We start from the raw sequence: 17,875 nt of genomic DNA, 5'->3' as shown, positions 1-17,875 counted from the left end.
CGTCACAGCAGCATCCCCTCGCGCACCACTTCCTCGCCGTCGAGCGTGATGGTGGTGTTGAAGACCGGAATGTCGAAATGACCTTCGGTGAAGCGGTTCGCGAATTCGTTGGCGCCCGTGGAGAAAAGGAAGTTTCCGGCCACCGCGCGCAGCTCCGTGCCGTTCGTGTCCTCGCGGTCGTAGAAGGCTAGCGCTTCGTAACGAGCGCGGCGATTCAGGCCCCATCCGACATGGCTCACCGCATAGGCGCCGCGATCGCCCCAGGCCTCAAGATAGCGGCGCATCATCTCCGCATCCGCGCCGCTGCCCTCGACGCGCGTGATGTGATCGTCCTCGATGGTCAGCGCGATGGGGCGCTCGATGTAGCGCTTGAAGGTGAGGTTGACGTCGCCCGCGTCGAGCACGAGCCGCCCCTGCACGCTTCCCGCGCGAGGAAAGCTCACGACGATGCCGCCAGGCCAATGCGCCATGGTGCCCGGGCGGTCCGTCCACCCCCAGACGCCGACGGTGGGCGCGCCTTCCATCACAACGTGCAGATCCGTGCCGGCGGCGGAAGCGACATGCATGCGCTTGGCCGCGCGCGCACGCTTCACGGCGGCCTTCGCGATCGGCTCGTCCTCGTCGCGCGGGACGAGGCGTTCCAGCGCGTCGGGATGCTCGTTGCTCACCATCAGGACGCGGCTGCCGGCACCGAGGATCTGCTTCGTTTCGGGTGCGTGCAGAAGCCCTTCGACCGTCAGATCCACGATGAAGGGCGAGGCCGCCAGCGCCGCCAGCGCGGCGGGATGCTGCCCGATGGCGCGCGATGCGCCCGTGGAGCGCACCGGCACGGGCGCCGATTGGGGCGGGGTTGGAAGCGTGAGCCGGAAATGCCGCGCGCCGATGCGCGAGAGCGCAGCCTCGGCCAGGGCGATGTTCAAATTCCGCGACCGGCTCTCCGTCAGAAGGCAGACGGCTTCCCCTGGCAAAGCCTTGCAACGGCGGAAAACAGCCTCGAACGCGCCGATCCAGGACGGCTCCAGATTAGGTAAGGACACGCTACATTCCTCAAATCCCAGAATGTTATCGAATGAAAATTCATATGAAGGCGATCCGTAATTCCCCTTAATTGCATGCCGATGAACGTGAAGCCCAAAATTCCGTCACATTCAATTTTGGGTTGAGGATTGAAAAATGGACGGTTCGGTCATCCGGCAGGAGCGCTTCGTCGACGACTACCTTCTCTATCTGATGGCACGAGCCTCCCATGCGGTGTCGTCCGAGTTCCATTCCACCCTGCGCAAGGCCGGCATCTCCGTGCCGGTGTGGCGCGTGCTCGCCACCCTCTCCGGCAGCCCCGGCGAGACGGTGACCGGCCTGGCCGAGGCTTGCCTGCTGCAGCAGCCCACCATGACCAAGCTCCTCGACCGCATGGTGCGTGACGGCATGGTCAAGCGCCTGCCCGACCAGCGCGACCGCCGCGTGGTCCGCATCCAGATGATGCCGCGCGGCGAGCAGCTGGTCCGCGACCTGCTGGTCCACGCCAAGGCGCATGAGGCCGAGGTGCTGGCCCGGTTCCCCGGCATCGACCGCGCCCAGTTCAAGCAGCAGCTCCGCGCCATGCTGGCCCGCCCAGCCCGCAGCCGCCGCAACGCCTCGCTGGTGGCGGCCTGAAACTTCCGACCCCCGATCGCCTAGGCAGGATCGCGCTGATCCTGCTGGCGATTGCCGCCGTGGTGCAGATTCTCGCCTTGGTTCTGCGGTGAGGCAGGCTTTCCTGGCCTGTCTTTCCCGTGATGGCAGCCATGCCTCGCATCCGGGGCGCGGCTGCCCTATCTCTGGGCCGTGAACGCCTCGACCCCTCCCTTCCTCGACCATGACCGCCCGCCGGTGCCCGACATCGTGGTGCCGCGCGGCGTCAGCCCCTTCCACCTGGACGGCCGCCCCGTGCGCGGGCGGCTGATACGCCTCGGCGCCCTGGCCGACGCGCTCGTCACCCGCCACGACATGCCCGAGCCGGTGACCCGCCTGCTGGGCGAGGCACTGGCCCTGACGGCCGGACTCGCCTCGGCGCTCAAGTTCCAGGGCAGCTTCTCGCTCCAGGCCAAGGGCGACGGGCCGGTCTCCATGCTGTTGGCCGATTGCACCAACCAGGGCGAGGTCCGCGGCTATGCCCGGGTGGATTCGGACAAGCTCGCCATGTACGGCCGCAACCCCTCGCCTCGCGCGCTGCTCGGCCGCGGCTACCTGGCCTTCACCTGCGACCAGGGTCCGGAGATGGAGCGCTACCAGGGCATCGTCGCCATCGAGGGCCAGGACCTCACGGAGATGACGGGCACCTATTTCGCCACCTCCGAGCAGCTTCGCACCTTCGTCCGCCTCGCCTGCGCGAAGACGGAGAATGGCTGGCGCGCGGCCGCCTTCATCATGGAGCGCGTCGCGGGCGCCGGCGGCATCGCGGGCCTCGACGAGGAGGAGCAGGAGGATGCCTGGAACACCGCCCTCGCACTCGCCGGCACGTTGAAGGACGAGGAGCTGCTGGACGACGATCTCTCCTCCGAACAGCTGCTGTACCGCCTGTTCCACCAGGAGGGGCTGATGCTCGACCAGCCGCGCGCCCTGGCTTATGGATGCCGTTGCTCGCGCTCGCGACTCGCCAATGTGCTGGAGGGATTTGCCGTGGAGGATCTGGACCACATGGCCGAGGCCGGAACCATCACGATGACCTGCGAATTTTGCAACTGCGACTTCCGCTTCGAGCGCGACGCCGTCCGCGGCACCGCGGCAGGCCACGCCTGAGCATGCTTCGCCGCGCGCTGCTCCCCGCCTTGGCCATCTGCGGCCCACTCCTCCTCGGCGCCTGCGGCGGGGCGCCGCCGCCCCGGCTCGAAGGCCCGGCCATCAGCTACCGGCACCTGACGCAGATCCGGCTCAACGTCGCCTCGATCGACTTCGAGGAGCGTGAGCCCAATCCCGGCCCTTCCGATATCGGCCGCACGCTCCAACCCACCGCCGCCCAGGCCGTGATGATCATGGGGCGCGACCGGCTGGCCAGCTTCGGCACCGAGAACAAGGCCCGGTTCTCCGTCACCCGCGCGCAGATCCTGCGCACGCGCAACCAGGGAAGCGGCGGCACCTTCGCCTCCGACCCCGGCGAGCGGCTGGAGGTCCAGCTCTCCGCGCGGCTCGACATCCAGGATCCGAACGGGCGGCGGCTCGGCTTCGCCGAAGCCTCCGCCCAGCGGACGCAGAGCACCGACAGCAACCCGCGCGACCGGAATGTGGTGGCTGAATCCCTGCTGCGGCAGGCCATGTTCGACCTGAACACGGAGTTCGAATACCAGATCCGCCGCGCGCTCCGCCCCTACATCGTCGAGGGCATTGCGGCGGAGCCGGCCGGCTCCGTCAGCCGCGAGGAGCTTCCCCGCTCATGATCACCTTCTCCAACCCGCCCGGCGCGCCGCAGCCGGCCTCGCGATACTCGCAGGCCGCCCTGGTGGAGGGGCCGGGCAAGCGGTTGGTGATATCGGGCCAGGTGGGCGTGGCGCTCGATGGGACCGTGCCGCCCGGCGGCAAGGCGCAGATCGCCCAGGCGCTGGCCAACCTCAAGGCCGTGCTCGCCGCTCATGGCGCGACGACGGCCGACATCGTGAAAATCACGGTCTTCCTGACCGAGACCGCCCTCGTCGGCGCCTGGCGCGCGGCGCGGGACGCGGCGATGGAGGGCGCGGCGCCCACCAGCACCCTGCTCATCGTAGCGGGGCTGGCCGATCCGCGCTTCGTGGTCGAGGTCGAGGCGGAGGCCTTCCTGCCCGCCTGAAGCTTCCAAGAAACAACACCGGAAACGTCCCCCACAATGAACATCGATCGACGCGGCCTCCTGGCCGCTGCTGGCCTCGCGGCGCCCTCGCTGGCGCTCGCGCAGGGTGCGTGGCAGCCCACGCGCCCCATCCGCATGATCGTGCCCTTCGCGCCCGGCGGCAGCACCGATGTCGGCGGCCGTCTCATCGCCGAGCGCATGGGCGAGACGCTGGGCCAGTCCGTCGTCGTCGAGAACCGCACCGGCGCGGGCGGCGCGGTGGGCGTCGAGGCTGCGGCCCGCAGCGCGCCGGACGGCTATACCATCCTCGTCGCCACCAACGGCGCCTTCACGCTGGCGCCGCATCTGGGGCTCATGCGCAGCGTGGACGTGCGGCGAGAGCTCTCAATGGTCTCGCTCATCTTCACCTCGGACGTGATCGTCGTGGTGAATCCGCGCCTCGGCGTGAACAGCATCGGCGAGTTCCTGACGCTGGCCCGCGCGCAACCCGGCAGGCTCTCCTTCGCGACCTCCGGCGTCGGCTCGGGCACGCATATCTTCACCGAGCTCTTCATGGCGGTCGCGGGCATCCAGATGGTGCACGTGCCCTATCGCGGCTCGGGCCAGGCCATGGCGGACCTCGTGAACGGCACCGTGCAGGTGATGCTGGACCAGCCCGCGAGCTCCATCGCGCAGGTCCGCCAGGGCGCCATCAAGGCGCTGGCCACCAGCGGGATGCAGCGGCTGCCGCTGCTGCCAGAGCTGCCGACCTTCACCGAGGCCGGGCTGGGCGAGGCGACCTCGCAGAGCTGGGGCTCCATCGCCGTGCCCGCCGGCACGCCGCCGGCGGCAATCGAGCGCCTGGGCGTGGCGGTGCGCGAAGCTGTGTCCCATCCGCCGGTCGTGGCGCGCATGGCCGCGGCCGGCCTGGACGCCGCCGGCAACACCCCGGCCGAGATGGAGCAGGTGATCGCGCGCGACTACGAACGCTGGGGCAAGCTCATCCGCGAGCGCAACATCCGGGTGGATTGAGGGCATGCCCTCCTCCCCGCAGGCGGTGATCGAGAGCTTCGCCGCGAATTTCCTGAGCCGGGACGCGGCGAAACAGGCGGCCCTGTTCCACGAGGATGCGAGCTTCTTCGGCTCCAGTGTCCCCGGCCTGCTGCGGGGGCCGGAGGGCGCGCTGGGCTATTTCCGCAAGGCCTGGGCCGAGGCGGCCCCGGGCGTCATGACCTGCGAGGAGCTGGTGTTGCAGCCCATCGCGCCGGACCTGTCTCTCTTCGCCGCCACCTGCCGCCTTGCCCGGCCCGGGCGCATCTCCGTGCTCCGCGCCAGCGGCGCCATCCGGCGCGCCGACCATGGCTGGCGCTTCGCGAGCCTGCATGTCTCGGCGGCACCGCCCGAAAGCTGAATGGAACCTGAACGAAAGCTCAGATCCAAGAAAGCTGAATGCAAGCCGAACGAACTTAGATGCTGAACGGAAGCTGAACGGCCTCCCGGCCACCGACAGGCATCACGACATGCGTCACGTCATCGCCTTCTCCTTGCAGAAGCGCGCGCTCATCCTGCTGCTTTTCATGGGGTTCGTGGGTGCCGGCTTCTACGGGTTCCTGCATCTCAACATCGAGGCCTATCCCGACCCGGTGCCGCCGACCGTGGTCGTCATCACTCAGAATGCCGGGCAGAGCGCCGAGGAGATGGAGCGCTACGTGACCAGCCCGCTCGAGATCGGGCTGGCGGGCATGCCGAGTCTTCAGCGGATCCGCTCCACCTCGCTGGTCGGGCTTTCCGTGGTCCAGGCGCAGTTCACCTACGCCATCAGCTACGACCAGGCGCAGCAGCAGGTGCTGAACCGGCTCGCAGCGGTGAACCTGCCGGCGGGCGTCCAGCCACAGCTTAGCCCATGGTCCCCGATTGGCGAGATCCTGCGCTACCGCGTGGATGGCCCGCCCGGCTTCTCCCCCACCGACCTCCGCGTCCTGCAGGACTGGGTGCTGCAGCGCCGCTTCAAGCGCGTCCCGGGCGTGATCGACGTCACCGCCTATGGCGGGCCGAGCAAGTCCTACAACGTGGTGATCGACCTGCCGCGCCTGACGGCCTTCGGCCTCGGCATCCGCCAGGTGATGGATGCGCTCGGCCAGGGCGATGCGACGGTCGGCGCCGGTATCATCGACATCGGCCCGCAATCGGCCGTGGTGCAGGGCGTAGGCCTCATCCGCTCGGTCGAGGATATCGAGGACGTGGTGCTCGGCGCGCAGAACGGCGTGCCGGTGCTGCTGCGCGACGTGGCGCGGGTGGAAACCGGCAACCTTCCCCGCCTGGGCATCGCCGGGCAGGATGACGCGGACGACGTGGTCATGGGCGTTGTGCTGATGCGGCGCGGCGAGCAGACCCTGCCCACCATCCACGCCGTCGAGCGGCAGGTGCAGGAGATCAACGCGGGCGGCGTGCTGCCCCCCGGAGTCCGCATCGTGCCGATCTACGACCGGCGGGAGCTGGTGGACCAGACCACGCATCATGTGGTGCACAACATCATCATCGGCATCTGCCTTGTCGTCTTCATCCAGTGGATCTTCCTGGGCGACCTGCGCGGCGCCTTCGTCGTCGGCGCCACCATCCCCTTCGCCTTCTTCTTCGCCGTCATCGTCATGCTCCTCAGGGGCGAGAGCGCGAACCTGCTCAGCCTCGGCAGCCTCGATTTCGGGCTGCTGGTGGATGCGACCGTCATCATGGTCGAGAACATCTACCGCCACCTCCACCTCGCCCGGCACAGTCCCGAGCAGGCGCGGCTGCGCCGCGGCAGGCCGCCGCACGGCATGAGCTGGCTGCAGGTGACGATCCTGGGCGCGGGCGCAGAGGTCGCGACGCCGATCTTCTTCTCGGCGCTCATCATCGTGGCCGCCTTCCTGCCCCTCTTCACCATGGGCGGGATCGAGGGGCGCATCTTCGGGCCCATGGCCAAGACCTACGCCTATGCCATCGGCGGCGCGATGATCGCGACCTTCACCGTGGCTCCGGCGCTCGCCGCGCTGCTCTTCTCCGACGACACGGAGGAGAAGACGATGCCGATCGTCCGCTGGCTCTCCGTGGCCCACCAGGCGCTCTACCGCCGCGCCACGGCCCATCGCGCCGAGACCCTGGCCATCGCGGCGATCCTGATGCTGGGCGCGGGCGCGCAGTTCACGCGCCTGGGCGGCGAGTTCCTGCCGACACTGGAGGAGGGCAGCATCTGGATGCGCGCCACCATGCCGCCCACCATCTCGCTCGAGGAAGGCGCCGCGAGCGTCAACCGCCTGCGCCGCGTGGTGATGGAGTTCCCCGAGGTCATCACCGTCACGTCCCAGCAGGGCCGCCCCGATGACGGCACCGATTCCGCCGGCTTCTTCAACGCGGAGTTCTTCATCCCGCTCCGCCCCATGGACACATGGCGCACCGCGCGCACCAAGAACGGGCTCGTCGCCGCCATCGAGCGGCGGCTGGCGCAGGAATTCGTGGGCGTGGAGTTCAACTTCAGCCAGTACATCAGCGACAACGTCCAGGAGGCCGCCTCCGGCGTGAAGGGCGCCAATGCGCTCAAGGTCATCGGCCCCGAGCTCGACGTGCTGACGCGCCTCGCCGAGCAGATCCGGCGCGAGATGGCGGAGGTCTCGGGCATCGCGGATCTCGCGGCCTTCCGCACGCTCGGCCAGCCCACCGTCGCCATCCGCGTGAGCCGCCAGCGGGCGGCACGCTTCGGCCTTTCCGTGAACGACGTGAACGCGGCCATCCAGGCCGCCATCGGCGGGCAGGAGGCAGCGCGGCTCTACGAGGAAGGCGGCGACCGCAACTTCCCCATCATGGTCCGGCTCGACACCCCCTATCGCCGCGACATCGAGACCATCGCACGCATCCCGGTCAACGCGTCCTCCGGGGCGACGCTGGGCGATGTCGCGGATATCCGCCTCGTCTCCGGTGCCAGCTACATCTATCGGGAGGACGCGACGCGCTATGTGCCCGTCCGCTTCTCCGTCCGCGGCCGCGACCCGCAGAGCGCGGTGACCGAGGCAGCGGAGCGCGTGACGCGCAACGTGCAGCTGCCGCCGGGCTACCGCCTCGAATGGGTGGGCGAGTTCCGCAACCTGCAGGAGGCCATCGCGCGGCTTCAGGTGGTGGTGCCGATCGCCCTGCTGCTCATCGCGGTGCTGCTCTACATTCAGTTCGGCACCGTTCGGGACATGCTGCTGGTCATGGCCATCCTGCCGCTCTCCTGCATCGGGGGCGTGACGGCGCTCTCCCTGACAGGGCTTCCCTTCAGCGTGCCGGCCGCCATCGGCTTCCTGGCGCTCTTCGGGATCACGGTGATGGAGGGCATCATCCTGCTCTCCCATTTCCGCCTGCTGCGCGACCAGGGGCTGGAATGGACCCTCGCGCTGCACCAGTGCGGCGTGGACCGGATGCGCCCCGTGATGATGACCTGCATGGCCGCGATGGTGGGCCTCCTGCCCATGGCGCTGGCCAGCGGCATCGGCAGCGACCTGCAGCGCCCCCTCGCCGTGGTGGTGGTGGGGGGCACGATCCTGCTGCCCTTCTTCATCCTGATCGTGCAGCCGTTGGTCATCGGCCTCCTGGGCCGCAGCCGGAAGGAAGCGCGGATGCCGGCCCATGCGCGGCCCATCGCCGCGGGTGATGACTAGGCGAGGGAAGCTCGTTACACCTCCCGGCATAACCGGGAGAGAAACTCATGAATCGCCTGTCCCGCCGCGCCGTGCTCGCGGCCCCGTTGCTGGCCGCGCCCGCCATCGTCCAGGCCCAGGCCCCCGTCGTCAGCCGCACCGCGCGCATCCTGGCGGGCTTCCCGGCGGGCGGCACGGTGGACGTGGCCTGCCGCCTCTTCGCCGAGCGCCTGCGCGGCGTCTGGGCGCCGCAGGTGGTGGTGGAGAACAAGGTCGGCGCCGCCGGGCGCCTCGCCATCGAGGAGCTGCTGCGCAGCGATCCGGACGGCACCAGCATCCTCATCACGCCCGCCAGCATGGTGACGATCTACCCGCACCTCTACGGCAACCGCCTGCGCTACAGCCCGATGACGGACATGCAGGCGGTGACGCCGGTGGTGATCTATCCCTTCGCGCTGGCCGTCGGGCCGGGCGCGCCCAACGTCAACAACCTCGCGCAGTTCGTGGACTTCGTGAAAAGCCGCAACGGCATCTCCTACGCCTCGCCGGCCGCGGGCTCGGTGCCGCATTTCACGGGCGTGATGCTGGCCCGCGCGGCGGGGATCGAGCTGACCCACCTGCCCTATCGCGGGGCGGCGCCGGCCATCACGGACGCCATCGCGGGCCAGATCCCGGCCACCATCAACGTGATCGGCGACCAGGTGGAGCACCACCGTGCCGGGCGCCTCAAGATGATCGCGGTGACGAGCGCCCAGCGCGTGCCCCGCTTCCCCGAGGTCGCGACCTTCGCCGAGCAGGGGTATCCGGACCTGACCGCCGACGAGTGGTTCGGCGCCTTCCTGCCCGCCCGCGCGCCGACCGCGCTGGTGCAGCAGCTCAACACCGCGCTGGTCGCGGCCGCCAACAATGCCGAGCTGCGCCAGAACCTCGCGGGCCGCGAGTTCGAGGCCTATACGAGCACGCCCGCCGACTTCGCGGCGCGCATCGGGCGCGAGACGACCAAGTGGGGCCCGATCGTCCAGGAATCCGGCTTCCGTCCGGAAGACTAAGGGGCGGCGCCTCCGAAGGCGGCGCCGACGCGCCGCCTTACTATCTTAGTATCTTACCAACGCACCGTGCGCAGCGCGGCGATGGGGGAGACCTTCTCCTCCGCCGCTACCTCGGCCAGGTATTCCTGCGAGGGGTCGCTGCCATGGGCATGGGCCGCGAGGCCCGTCAGCGCCCAGAGGCAGTCCATCCCCGCCGCCTGCGCGCCCGCGAGGTCCGTGTGCGGCGTGTCGCCGACGGCCACCACGCGCGAGCGGTCCTCGAGGCCCAGCATCTCCATCACGGGGCCGTAGACGGCCGGGTCCGGCTTGCCGACCTCGAAGATGTCGCCGCCCCATTCCGAATAGATGTCGGCAAAGGCGCCGGCGCAGAGCAGCCGGTCGCCGCCCACCATCACCGCGCGGTCCGGATTGACGCAGACCATGGGCAGCCCGGCCTGGAAGCACTCCTCCAGCACGGGGCGATAGGGCTCGACGGATTTGGGCCCGCGCTCGGGGTCGGGGCCGGTGTTCAGCAGGAAGTCGGCCTCCTGGGGCGTCGCCACCAGCTCGGCCGCGCCGTCCTCCACGACCGAGAGGTCGCGCTCGGGGCCGAGGTGGAAGGCCTTGCGGCCCAGCTTCGCGAACCAGGGAAGCTCGCGGTCCTTGAGCCAGCGCCAGGTCACCTCGCCCGAGGACATGATGCCGTCGTAGTGGCTGCGGGGGATCTCCATGCGGTCCAGCATGCCCTGGATGAACCAGGAACGGCGGGGCGCATTGGTCAGGAAGACGATGCGCTTGCCGCGGGCCTTCAGCTCGCCCAGGGCGTCCACCACGCCCGGATAGGGCTCCTTCCCGTCGTGGATGACCCCCCAGAGATCGAAGACGAAACCGTCATAGCGGTCGGCGATGGGCGCGAGGCCCTCAAGGATCGGCAGGCTCATGCATCAGCCCCTACCGCGTCCGCGACCCGGGCGAAACCGTCCCGGGCGAGAAGCGCGGCGAGCTCCTTCTTGATGCGGGGGATCAGGGCGGGCCCGGCCAGGGCGAATCCGGAATAGATCTGCACCAGCGAAGCGCCCGCGCGGATCTTGCGATAGGCCTGCTCGCCGCTCGCCACCCCGCCCGCGCCGATGAGCCAGAGCCGGCCGTCGGCGATGCGGAAGGCCCGCGCCAGCATCTCGGTCGACGGCCCGAAGAGCGGCTGCCCGGAAAGCCCCCCCACCTGATCCTTCAGCGGCGAGCGCAGGCTGGCCGGCCGGGCCACGGTGGTGTTGCTGATGATGAGCCCCGCGATGCCGTGCTTCACGCAGACCTCGATGATCGGCGCCAGCGCATCCTCGGCGAGGTCGGGCGCCAGCTTCACCAGGATGGGCTTGCCGATGGTGCGGGGGGCCACGGCCTCCAGGATGGAGTCCAGCCGCGCCTCGCCCTGCAGGTCGCGCAGGCCGGGGGTGTTGGGGGAGGAGACGTTGATCGTGACGTAGTCCGCCAGGCGCGCGGCGCTCTGGCAGAGCGAGGGGTAGTCGCGCTCGGGGTCCGCGCCCTCCTTGTTCACGCCGACATTGGCGCCGAGGACGCCGGGCAGCGGGCGGGGCAGCGCCTCCAGCCGCAGCAGGTAGTCGTGCAGCCCGCCATTGTTGAAGCCCATGCGGTTGATGACCGCCTGGTCCTCCATGAGCCGGAACAGCCGGGGCTTCGGATTGCCGGCCTGGGGCTGGGGCGTGACGGTGCCCGCCTCCACGAAGCCGAAGCCGAGATGCATCAGCGGCAGCACCGCCTCGGCATCCTTGTCGAAGCCGGCCGCCAGGCCGATCGGGTTGGTGAAGTTCAGCCCCAGCGCATGGGTGCCTAGGGCCACCGGGTCTCGCGACTCGTCCCTTCCGGCAAGGCCCGCGCGAAGGGCACGGAGCGCGAGCCGATGCGCCTTTTCGGCATCGAGTCCACGGACCAGGGGCATGAGGGCGGAGGCGAGGCGGGCGAGCATGGCCGCGCCTGGATAGGCCATAACCGCCCGCGTTGACAGGCCGTCATTCTCCGGCAAGACGGGGTTTGCTTCGGAGGGAATGAATCAGTTGCGCGGCCCCCTGCTGCTCATGGCGGGCATAGGCCTGTTCGGCCTCTTGGATGCCAACAGCAAATTGCTTGCCGGCGGGTTCTCCGCCTCGCAGACGATCTTCCTCCGCTATGCGGTGCTGCTGGTCCTGCTCTTCGGGACGCGCACCCTCATCCCGGGCGCGGGCGGGCCCTACGCGACCTCGCATCCGGCGCTGCACCTGCTGCGCGCGGTCTCGATGCTGGGCGCGGGGACGCTGTTCTTCCTGGCCTTCCGGCATCTTCCGCTGGCCGATGGCTACCTGATCTTCTTCACCGCGCCCTTCCTGACACTGATCTTCGCCGCGGTTTTCCTGCGCGAGCCGATTCCGGCGGCAGCCTGGCTCTGGTCGGCGGTCGGCTTCGGGGGCGTGCTGATGGCCTTGGCGCCGCATCTCTCGCGCGGCGGCAGCGGCTTCGGCTTCCTCTGCGCGGCGCTGGGCACGCTTTGCTACGCCACCAACATCACGGTGAACCGGCGGCTGAAGGCGGAATCGGGCGTGGCGCGGCTGGTGCTGTGGCCGGCGCTCCTGGGCGGGGCAGCCACCCTGCCGCTGGCCATCTGGCACTGGGTTCCGCCCAGCACGGTCGAATGGGTACAGCTGGTCCTGAACGGCATCATCGCGGGCGGGGCCACCATCGTGCTGGCGCTGGCCTTCCGCTTCTCCTCGCCCGCGCGGCTCGCGCCCTTCGAGTTCATCGCCCTGCCGTGGTCGGTGGTGCTCGACTTCGCGATCTTCGGGAACACGCCAAGCGTGGAGGTGATCGCCGGCGGCGCGGTCGTGGTGCTGGCTTGCCTGATGAGCGAGCGCGCCGTCTCCCGCGCGCATGCCGCCGATCAGGGGATATCGCCGGGAAAGTCGTGAAGCCCGTCGGGGCCCAGCGGCACATGAACGGCACGGCGCACGGCTGGGATCGGCAGCGCCGCATAGAGGTGGGGAAACAGCCCGGGGCGCGAGCCGCCGGAAGCAGGCTCCCATTTCAGCGCCTCGCCGAGCGCGGCGGCCTCGGCCTCCACCATCCAGAGATCGGGCTCGCCCTTGCGGTGCTTGGCCGCGCTGGCGCGGAGCTGGGCGGCGGTGGAGAAATGCAGGAAGCCGTCGCGGCGGTCGTCCGCGCTGCCGCGATAGGCGCCTTCCGCCTGCGCGCGGCGCCAGTCGTCGCCGCGCACGAGGGTGTAGATCATGGGTTCCATGGGGGAAGGCTTAGCCTTCACATCCGATAGAAGGCGAGGCCCCCGCATTCCGCCACGGGGATGAGGCCCGTCGCCCAGGGCGGCGCCCGCCCGTCATCATGCCAATGCGTGGCGCCTCCCAGCGTATCGCGCATCGCGCCCGAAAGGGCGCGGTGCGCGACCCGGCGGCAGATCGCCAGCGCCGCATCGTCCTCGGCGGGGGCAACGAAGCGCCCGTGGCGGGGGTGGCGCGGGTGCAGCACCGGAAACTGGAAGGGCGCGCGCAGCACGGCGATGACGGCGCGCGGCAGGCTGGGAGACGCCTTCCCGGCCGAGAAGCGCAGCCGCGCCTCCTCCGAGGCCATGGTCTCGCGCGCCCGGTTCATGGCGAGCGCGGCCAGGGCCTCGATGGCGCGGACGGGCCGCGTGCCGGCCTCGGCATAGAGGATGCGGGCCAGGAGCTCCCGCGCGGCGTCGCCCACGGGCATGGGGGCGGCGCTCATTCCCCGTCCTCCTGGCGCTGGCGCAGCTCGATCTTGTTCTCGATCCGGCGCAGTTGCTCGGAAAGGCGGCGGTCCACGTCGCGGATGAGGGAGAGCGGCACGTAAGTCCGTGCCACCTCCAGCTTGAAGGCCGCGAGCTCGTCGCGGGTGCGGTCCAGGCCCTGGATCTGCCGCTGCTCGCCGCGGTCGATGCGCTCCAGGTCGCGCTTGATGCCGTGAACCAGCCAGAACAGGGCGGCCACGACGGGCGCCTGCGCGGCGTGGAGCCACGCGGTGGGGTCGGTGGGATCCATGGGGAGCCTCCTTGGGCGGGGCCACGCATCCCCAAGCCGGGGCATGCGTGTTAGAAGGGGGGAATGTGGAACGAGCCCTATCTCGAGACCTGCTGCCGCTCGGCCCTGCACCGGCTGACGCTGGTGCGCGGGCACGGCCGGCCGACGGGCCTGGCGGACGAGCCTTGCCTGAGGCGGCTCGCCAGCATGGGCTTCGCGCGGCAGCGGCCGGACGGAAGGTTCGAGATCACGGCGGAAGGCCGGGGCCGGCACTCGATCGAAATCCTGCGGCGGCCGGCGGCCTAGCCTCCGATCCGCACAGGCGGAACGCCAGGGCAGTGAATCAGCCGCCCGGCCAAATTCAGCCGTAGCCGCGCCAGGAGGGCGCGGCCCGTGGCGGCAGGGCCGGCATGCGCACCGGCTCGGCCAGGATGCAGCCGGAGGCCGCGTCCAGCGCATCGTCCCGGGCGCCGCGCGCATCCGGCCGCCATTCGGCCATTTCCCGCGGGAAGGCGCCGGCCAGCACGCTCTCATGCGCGTAGAGGCGCCGCGCGGCGAGCAACGGGTCGAAGGCGGCCAGGATGCGCTCGGCCTTGGGGCGCCGGCTGACATGCTCCACCACCGCGCAGGCCGCGCCCGCCCGTGCCATCTCGCGCTTCAGCAGCGCGGGAAGGAAGCGGCCGAGCCCGTTGGTCTCGACGCGCAGCACCGGCAGGTTCAGCACCTGCGCGATCAGCGCGACGGCGCGGCATTGCTGCGTCGCCGGATCCTCCGGGCGGTCAGGGCGCTGCGTGATCCAGGAGAGGTGGTGCAGGTAGTGCGCCCCCTCCCCGTCCGTGTAGGTGGCGGCGAGCACCGAGCCGTCGCCGCCCTGCTCCCGGCCGAAGGACGGATCCCAGAAGCCGCCGCCCGAGACCATGCGCCGGCCCAGCAGCCAGAGCTGCGCGCGGCCATTGGCCTCGCGATACTCCGTCTCCTCGCCGTAGCGCAGCAGCAGCGCGGGATCGAGCCGCGCGGCGCCGGCCGCGACGGGCTGCAGCAGCATCTGCCGCGCGAAGTGCAGCGGGCCGACACGGCGTTGCAGGGCCTCGATCTCCGCCTCGCCGAAGCGATCGGGCCAGGCGCTGGCGCCCGTCGCATCGCGCACCGGGACCTCGAGGCGCCGGTAGCCCGCGAGGAAGGCGTCGCCCGCGCGGTAGAGGCTCTCCTCCGTGTGGGGCGTGCCTACATAGAGGATGGTGCCGCCCGGCGTCAGGACGAACTCCGTCTCGGCCAGGCGCTCGCGCAGTTCCTCGCGCTTGCCGGGCGTGTCGCAATTGCCCGCGACCTCGACGTCGTCGCAGATGATGAGCTCCGCCCGCGCGCCGGTGATGTTGCCCTGCAGCCCCTGCGAGATCATCGAGGGGTCGCGCAGCGCGCCGCGCCGCCGGACGGTGAAGCGGTCCGAAGCCCAGGCCTCGTCGCCCTCCGGCCGCAAGGGCGCGCAGAGCGGATGGCGCTCGATGATCCGGCGCACATGCCCGACCATGCGCCCCGCCAGCGACTGCTCGGCCGCGAGGACAAGGATGCGCAGGGCCGGGTTCCGGTAGAGCGACCAGGCGCAGAACAGCCCGACCAGGGTGGACTTGCCGCAGCCGCGGAAGGCCATGAGCAGCATGCGCCTCGTCTCCGCCGCGCCGAGGAAGCGCAGGATGCGGCGATGGACGCGGGGAGTCTCCTGGCCCTGGAGCCGGTTCCAGATCCAGACGAACTCCAGCAGGTCAGCCGATGCCGTCATCGTCGCTCTCATCCGGCGGCATGCCTTGGCGCAGCTGCTCCAGCAGCGATGTCTCCGGCTCGGATGCGGAATCGGTGTCCCCGCGGGACAGGCGCATCAGCTCGCCGAGATGCGTGAGAGCGGCCTTCGCGGCCGCGTGGCGCGCGCCGAAGGCCTTGGGGTCCGCGCCATCCTCCGGGCGGGAGTCGCGCAGGAAGGCGACGTATTCGTCGATCACGGCGGGCACGTTCTCGGCCAGCTTCGGTTCCGGCGCCGGGCCCTTGGGCCTGCGCCGCTTCACGACTTCACCGCCCGCACGCGCACCGTCCCCGCGCCCAGCGACAGGTCGCCATTGCTGCGGTTCCAGACAGTCACGCTCACCGTGTCTTGCGCGCCGACCTGGGCCAGGAAGACGGCGCCCGAGGTCGAGAGGCTGTAGGCCGCCTGCACGAAGTCGCCGGGCCGCGCGCCGGGCAGGTTCACCTGCAGCTGCACGGTGGCGTTGGCGGAGATCACGGGCGGCGTCCAGCTCACCTCCGTCTTGAGCTCACGCGCGCCGTGGTGCAGATCGGGCAGGCCGTAGAGCAGCGACGGAGACACGGATGGATCGCAGGACAGGCGCATGGCGCGCACCTCGTAATCCTGGCCGATGCGGGCCACGCCGATGATGGCATAGGCCACCCCCGCCTCGACGCGGACGACCTGCAGCCGCGTCAGATCGGCGTCGGTCATGTCGGCCGAGCCCTGCCACCAGCGGGCCGCGCCGTTGTATTGCATGGACATGCCCGAGGCGCGCACCAGCGTCCCGTAGGCATCCGTCATCAGGTTCATGGCCGCATCGAAGCACTGCACGATGAGGCGTGGGCTATCGGCATCCACGGCGAGCGAGAATTCGCGCGCCTGGCGCGTATCCACCACGAAGCCAAGTCCGCGGCCGCCCGGCAACACGGTCCCGCGCGAGGTGAGGGTGTAGTTCTCGAGCCCCGGGAAGGCGAAATCCGCCAGAGTCGCTGTACCGCCCGCGACGTTGGTGGAAAGGCAGGCCAGCTTGTCGAAGCCGGTCTGCGTGGCGGACCAGCGGAAGGCCGCGGCGCGGAGATTGGGCACGCTCGCGACCTCACGCGAGAACTCGCGATGCGCCGCCGCCTGGTGCAAGGCCCGCACCACGCCGCCAACGCGGGTGGAGGTGCCGCCATAGCTGATGCCGACCAGATAGCCCTGGCTCGCCCAGGCGACCTCGTAGACATGGTCCTGCGCATTGCCCTCATGCCGCGCCGCATAGGGCGAGCAGCCTTCCATCCGCATGGCATAGACGACGACCGCGCGGCTGCTCACCTCCGACAGGAAAGGGACGCCGAGGATGGCCGGGCGGTCGCGCGCCTGCAGCTCGAAGGCAGGGCCGAAGAAGACATGCCGGTTGTGGGCGATATAGGCGCCCGGCGCGGCGGAAAAGCGGACGCCGAAACGGCTCTGCCCTGGGAAGAGCGCGCTCGCCACCGCGAAATGCCCGCCGTGATAACGAATGGAGGTGTTCCAGGCCGCGGCCGTCATGCAGTGGATGTCGAGGCCGATCCGGTTGTTGAGGATCCGCCCGAGATAGAGGTTGCTGTCCTCGAAGCCGCGCTCCACACCCTGGGTGCGGACGCCGATGGTGAAGCCTTCGACGTGGTGGATCTCGGCTAAGCTCGAATCGAAGTTCCGCAGCAGCAGGCCGATATCGTCGTCACGGCTCCAGTCGCTCTGGATGGCGCGGACCACGCGCAGGCCGCGATAGGCCTTGGTCGCGGTCCGCACGGCACCGCCGTCGCCGATGGTCAACGCCGCCTGGCCCGAGGGGCCGGCGTACAGCAGGCTGCCATGCATGGTCAGCCCTGCGGCATTACTGGAGAGCAGCAGCGGCATGGTGGTGCGGAAGGTGCCCTCGCCGATCACGAGATGCCGGCCTGACGCGCCTGCCGCATTCATCGCGGCCTGAAGCGCCGGACCGTCATCGGTGATGCCGTCGCCCCGCGCGCCGAAATCGCGCGCCGTCAACGCCTCGCCGAGCTTGTCCTCCACGCTGCGCGGGATCGCGCCCGGATAGACGGCGGCCAGCACGCCCGTGCGGTCATGCACCGTGACATTGCCGATGGCGTCGAAGCCCAGCAGCTTCTCGGCCCGCGCCTCGCGCAGCGGCAGCACCATGCCCGACGGCGCCTCGGAGAGGTCGAGCCGGAGCGCGCCCGAGACGTCGTCGCGGATTTCCTGCAGGGCCGCGACCTGCTGGTCCAGCTCATCGTTCAGCGTGGCCGCACGCAGGACGCCGTTCGCCTGGAAATCCGTGACGCGCTCATAGGTGAGGCGGCGGAGGATGGTGACGCGCGTGCCGGCCACGGGGGGCGTGGCGAAATGCAGCTCGCCGCCATCGGACTGGCCGACGCCTTCGACGGTGTAGCCGTAGGAGGCGGGGACGCCGTCGCGCAACACCGCGATGTCGCCCGCGGCGAAGACGGGAAAGGGAAAAGTGAAACCCGACTGTGCGCCGTCGGCCACGTAGTGAACGCGCGGCGCGATGTCGCCGATGCGGATGTGCTCTGACATCAGAAGCTCCGGAGATCGAGGTGAGGAAGCGCAGCGCGCGA

19 protein-coding genes are annotated in these 17,875 nt (G+C 70.2%); 10 read left to right on the top strand and 9 right to left on the bottom strand.

The window, feature by feature from the left end:
• Nucleotides 1–2: 2 nt before the first annotated feature.
• A complete protein-coding gene (locus WJM96_RS05770; RefSeq protein ID WP_424811479.1) occupies nucleotides 3–920 on the bottom strand; it encodes a 2,5-dihydroxypyridine 5,6-dioxygenase in 918 nt (305 codons plus the stop codon).
• Nucleotides 921–1,173: 253 nt separating this feature from the next.
• Between WJM96_RS05770 and WJM96_RS05765 the strand changes: the two genes are divergently transcribed.
• The 8 genes from WJM96_RS05765 (at nucleotide 1,174) to WJM96_RS05730 (ending at nucleotide 9,479) form a co-directional block, all read left to right on the top strand.
• The gene (locus WJM96_RS05765; RefSeq protein ID WP_424811478.1) at nucleotides 1,174–1,653 is read left to right on the top strand and encodes a MarR family winged helix-turn-helix transcriptional regulator; all 480 of its coding nucleotides are present in this window, start codon (nucleotides 1,174–1,176) and stop codon (nucleotides 1,651–1,653) included.
• Nucleotides 1,654–1,824: 171 nt separating this feature from the next.
• Complete coding sequence (locus tag WJM96_RS05760; RefSeq protein ID WP_424811477.1) at nucleotides 1,825–2,778, top strand: Hsp33 family molecular chaperone HslO; 954 nt, start codon at nucleotides 1,825–1,827, stop codon at nucleotides 2,776–2,778.
• 2 nt (nucleotides 2,779–2,780) lie between these two features.
• Nucleotides 2,781–3,413 carry a hypothetical protein gene (locus WJM96_RS05755; RefSeq protein WP_424811476.1) on the top strand — a complete coding sequence of 211 codons (633 nt, stop codon included), beginning with the start codon at nucleotides 2,781–2,783 and terminating at the stop codon, nucleotides 3,411–3,413.
• A complete protein-coding gene (locus tag WJM96_RS05750; protein ID WP_424811475.1) occupies nucleotides 3,410–3,799 on the top strand; it encodes a RidA family protein in 390 nt (129 codons plus the stop codon). The genes WJM96_RS05755 and WJM96_RS05750 overlap by 4 nt, the downstream gene beginning before the upstream one ends.
• A gap of 36 nt (nucleotides 3,800–3,835) precedes the next feature.
• Nucleotides 3,836–4,810: a Bug family tripartite tricarboxylate transporter substrate binding protein gene (locus WJM96_RS05745; RefSeq protein ID WP_424811474.1), complete on the top strand. Its 975-nt coding sequence runs from the start codon at nucleotides 3,836–3,838 to the stop codon at nucleotides 4,808–4,810.
• 4 nt (nucleotides 4,811–4,814) lie between these two features.
• On the top strand, nucleotides 4,815–5,189 hold the full coding sequence (locus WJM96_RS05740; RefSeq protein ID WP_424811473.1) for a nuclear transport factor 2 family protein: 375 nt from the start codon (nucleotides 4,815–4,817) through the stop codon (nucleotides 5,187–5,189).
• 109 nt (nucleotides 5,190–5,298) lie between these two features.
• Nucleotides 5,299–8,451, top strand: coding sequence for an efflux RND transporter permease subunit (locus WJM96_RS05735; protein ID WP_424811472.1), 3,153 nt, complete (start codon nucleotides 5,299–5,301; stop codon nucleotides 8,449–8,451).
• Between the two features lie 47 nt (nucleotides 8,452–8,498).
• Nucleotides 8,499–9,479 (top strand): tripartite tricarboxylate transporter substrate-binding protein, encoded by a 981-nt coding sequence (locus tag WJM96_RS05730; protein WP_424811471.1) that lies wholly within the window; start codon nucleotides 8,499–8,501, stop codon nucleotides 9,477–9,479.
• A 53-nt stretch (nucleotides 9,480–9,532) separates the two neighbouring features.
• Here the strand turns inward: WJM96_RS05730 and WJM96_RS05725 are convergent, their stop codons facing one another.
• The gene (locus WJM96_RS05725) at nucleotides 9,533–10,399 is read right to left on the bottom strand and encodes a TIGR01459 family HAD-type hydrolase (RefSeq protein WP_424811470.1); all 867 of its coding nucleotides are present in this window, start codon (nucleotides 10,397–10,399) and stop codon (nucleotides 9,533–9,535) included.
• Nucleotides 10,396–11,463, bottom strand: a complete 1,068-nt coding sequence (locus WJM96_RS05720; protein WP_424811469.1) for a quinone-dependent dihydroorotate dehydrogenase — start codon at nucleotides 11,461–11,463, stop codon at nucleotides 10,396–10,398. The genes WJM96_RS05725 and WJM96_RS05720 overlap by 4 nt, the downstream gene beginning before the upstream one ends.
• A 58-nt stretch (nucleotides 11,464–11,521) precedes the next feature.
• Here WJM96_RS05720 and WJM96_RS05715 point away from each other — a divergent pair, with 58 nt between their 5' ends.
• The gene (locus tag WJM96_RS05715; RefSeq protein WP_424811468.1) at nucleotides 11,522–12,415 is read left to right on the top strand and encodes a DMT family transporter; all 894 of its coding nucleotides are present in this window, start codon (nucleotides 11,522–11,524) and stop codon (nucleotides 12,413–12,415) included.
• Here WJM96_RS05715 and WJM96_RS05710 read toward each other — a convergent pair.
• Genes WJM96_RS05710 through WJM96_RS05700 form a run of 3 tightly spaced genes read right to left on the bottom strand, consistent with a single transcriptional unit; the run spans nucleotide 12,388 to nucleotide 13,519 of the window.
• Nucleotides 12,388–12,735, bottom strand: coding sequence for a DUF952 domain-containing protein (locus WJM96_RS05710; RefSeq protein ID WP_424811467.1), 348 nt, complete (start codon nucleotides 12,733–12,735; stop codon nucleotides 12,388–12,390). The genes WJM96_RS05715 and WJM96_RS05710 overlap by 28 nt on opposite strands.
• A gap of 26 nt (nucleotides 12,736–12,761) precedes the next feature.
• The gene (locus WJM96_RS05705) at nucleotides 12,762–13,226 is read right to left on the bottom strand and encodes a cell wall hydrolase (RefSeq protein WP_424811466.1); all 465 of its coding nucleotides are present in this window, start codon (nucleotides 13,224–13,226) and stop codon (nucleotides 12,762–12,764) included.
• A complete protein-coding gene (locus WJM96_RS05700) occupies nucleotides 13,223–13,519 on the bottom strand; it encodes a hypothetical protein (RefSeq protein ID WP_424811465.1) in 297 nt (98 codons plus the stop codon). The genes WJM96_RS05705 and WJM96_RS05700 overlap by 4 nt, the downstream gene beginning before the upstream one ends.
• 63 nt (nucleotides 13,520–13,582) lie before the next feature.
• Here WJM96_RS05700 and WJM96_RS05695 point away from each other — a divergent pair, with 63 nt between their 5' ends.
• Nucleotides 13,583–13,804 (top strand): hypothetical protein, encoded by a 222-nt coding sequence (locus tag WJM96_RS05695; protein ID WP_424811464.1) that lies wholly within the window; start codon nucleotides 13,583–13,585, stop codon nucleotides 13,802–13,804.
• 55 nt (nucleotides 13,805–13,859) lie between these two features.
• Here the strand turns inward: WJM96_RS05695 and terL are convergent, their stop codons facing one another.
• The 3 genes from terL to WJM96_RS05680 are packed head-to-tail and all read right to left on the bottom strand — an operon-like array spanning nucleotide 13,860 to nucleotide 17,834.
• Nucleotides 13,860–15,275, bottom strand: a complete 1,416-nt coding sequence (gene terL, locus WJM96_RS05690; RefSeq protein ID WP_424811463.1) for a phage terminase large subunit — start codon at nucleotides 15,273–15,275, stop codon at nucleotides 13,860–13,862.
• The gene (locus WJM96_RS05685; RefSeq protein WP_424811462.1) at nucleotides 15,259–15,555 is read right to left on the bottom strand and encodes a hypothetical protein; all 297 of its coding nucleotides are present in this window, start codon (nucleotides 15,553–15,555) and stop codon (nucleotides 15,259–15,261) included. The genes terL and WJM96_RS05685 overlap by 17 nt, the downstream gene beginning before the upstream one ends.
• Nucleotides 15,552–17,834, bottom strand: a complete 2,283-nt coding sequence (locus WJM96_RS05680; RefSeq protein WP_424811461.1) for a glycosyl hydrolase family 28-related protein — start codon at nucleotides 17,832–17,834, stop codon at nucleotides 15,552–15,554. Before WJM96_RS05680 ends, WJM96_RS05685 begins: the two co-directional genes overlap by 4 nt.
• Nucleotides 17,835–17,875 lie beyond the last annotated feature (41 nt).

Origin of the sequence: Roseococcus sp. YIM B11640, assembly GCF_049727625.1 — a bacterium.
Classification (GTDB): domain Bacteria; phylum Pseudomonadota; class Alphaproteobacteria; order Acetobacterales; family Acetobacteraceae; genus Roseococcus.
The sequence above is the reverse complement of the archived record's forward strand: the minus strand, read 5'-3'. Positions and strand labels throughout refer to the sequence as shown.

Bases quoted from the DNA above. Each gene is read 5' to 3' on its own strand.
- WJM96_RS05700 (WP_424811465.1), bottom strand. From the start codon at position 13,519: ATGGATCCCACCGACCCCACCGCGTGGCTCCACGCCGCGCAGGCGCCC.
- WJM96_RS05695 (WP_424811464.1), top strand. From the start codon at position 13,583: ATGTGGAACGAGCCCTATCTCGAGACCTGCTGCCGCTCGGCCCTGCAC.
- WJM96_RS05680 (WP_424811461.1), bottom strand. From the start codon at position 17,834: ATGTCAGAGCACATCCGCATCGGCGACATCGCGCCGCGCGTTCACTAC.
- WJM96_RS05740 (WP_424811473.1), top strand. From the start codon at position 4,815: ATGCCCTCCTCCCCGCAGGCGGTGATCGAGAGCTTCGCCGCGAATTTC.
- terL (WP_424811463.1), bottom strand. From the start codon at position 15,275: ATGACGGCATCGGCTGACCTGCTGGAGTTCGTCTGGATCTGGAACCGG.
- WJM96_RS05710 (WP_424811467.1), bottom strand. From the start codon at position 12,735: ATGATCTACACCCTCGTGCGCGGCGACGACTGGCGCCGCGCGCAGGCG.
- WJM96_RS05735 (WP_424811472.1), top strand. From the start codon at position 5,299: ATGCGTCACGTCATCGCCTTCTCCTTGCAGAAGCGCGCGCTCATCCTG.
- WJM96_RS05705 (WP_424811466.1), bottom strand. From the start codon at position 13,226: ATGAGCGCCGCCCCCATGCCCGTGGGCGACGCCGCGCGGGAGCTCCTG.
- WJM96_RS05765 (WP_424811478.1), top strand. From the start codon at position 1,174: ATGGACGGTTCGGTCATCCGGCAGGAGCGCTTCGTCGACGACTACCTT.
- WJM96_RS05730 (WP_424811471.1), top strand. From the start codon at position 8,499: ATGAATCGCCTGTCCCGCCGCGCCGTGCTCGCGGCCCCGTTGCTGGCC.
- WJM96_RS05750 (WP_424811475.1), top strand. From the start codon at position 3,410: ATGATCACCTTCTCCAACCCGCCCGGCGCGCCGCAGCCGGCCTCGCGA.
- WJM96_RS05745 (WP_424811474.1), top strand. From the start codon at position 3,836: ATGAACATCGATCGACGCGGCCTCCTGGCCGCTGCTGGCCTCGCGGCG.
- WJM96_RS05715 (WP_424811468.1), top strand. From the start codon at position 11,522: ATGAATCAGTTGCGCGGCCCCCTGCTGCTCATGGCGGGCATAGGCCTG.
- WJM96_RS05755 (WP_424811476.1), top strand. From the start codon at position 2,781: ATGCTTCGCCGCGCGCTGCTCCCCGCCTTGGCCATCTGCGGCCCACTC.
- WJM96_RS05725 (WP_424811470.1), bottom strand. From the start codon at position 10,399: ATGAGCCTGCCGATCCTTGAGGGCCTCGCGCCCATCGCCGACCGCTAT.
- WJM96_RS05720 (WP_424811469.1), bottom strand. From the start codon at position 11,463: ATGGCCTATCCAGGCGCGGCCATGCTCGCCCGCCTCGCCTCCGCCCTC.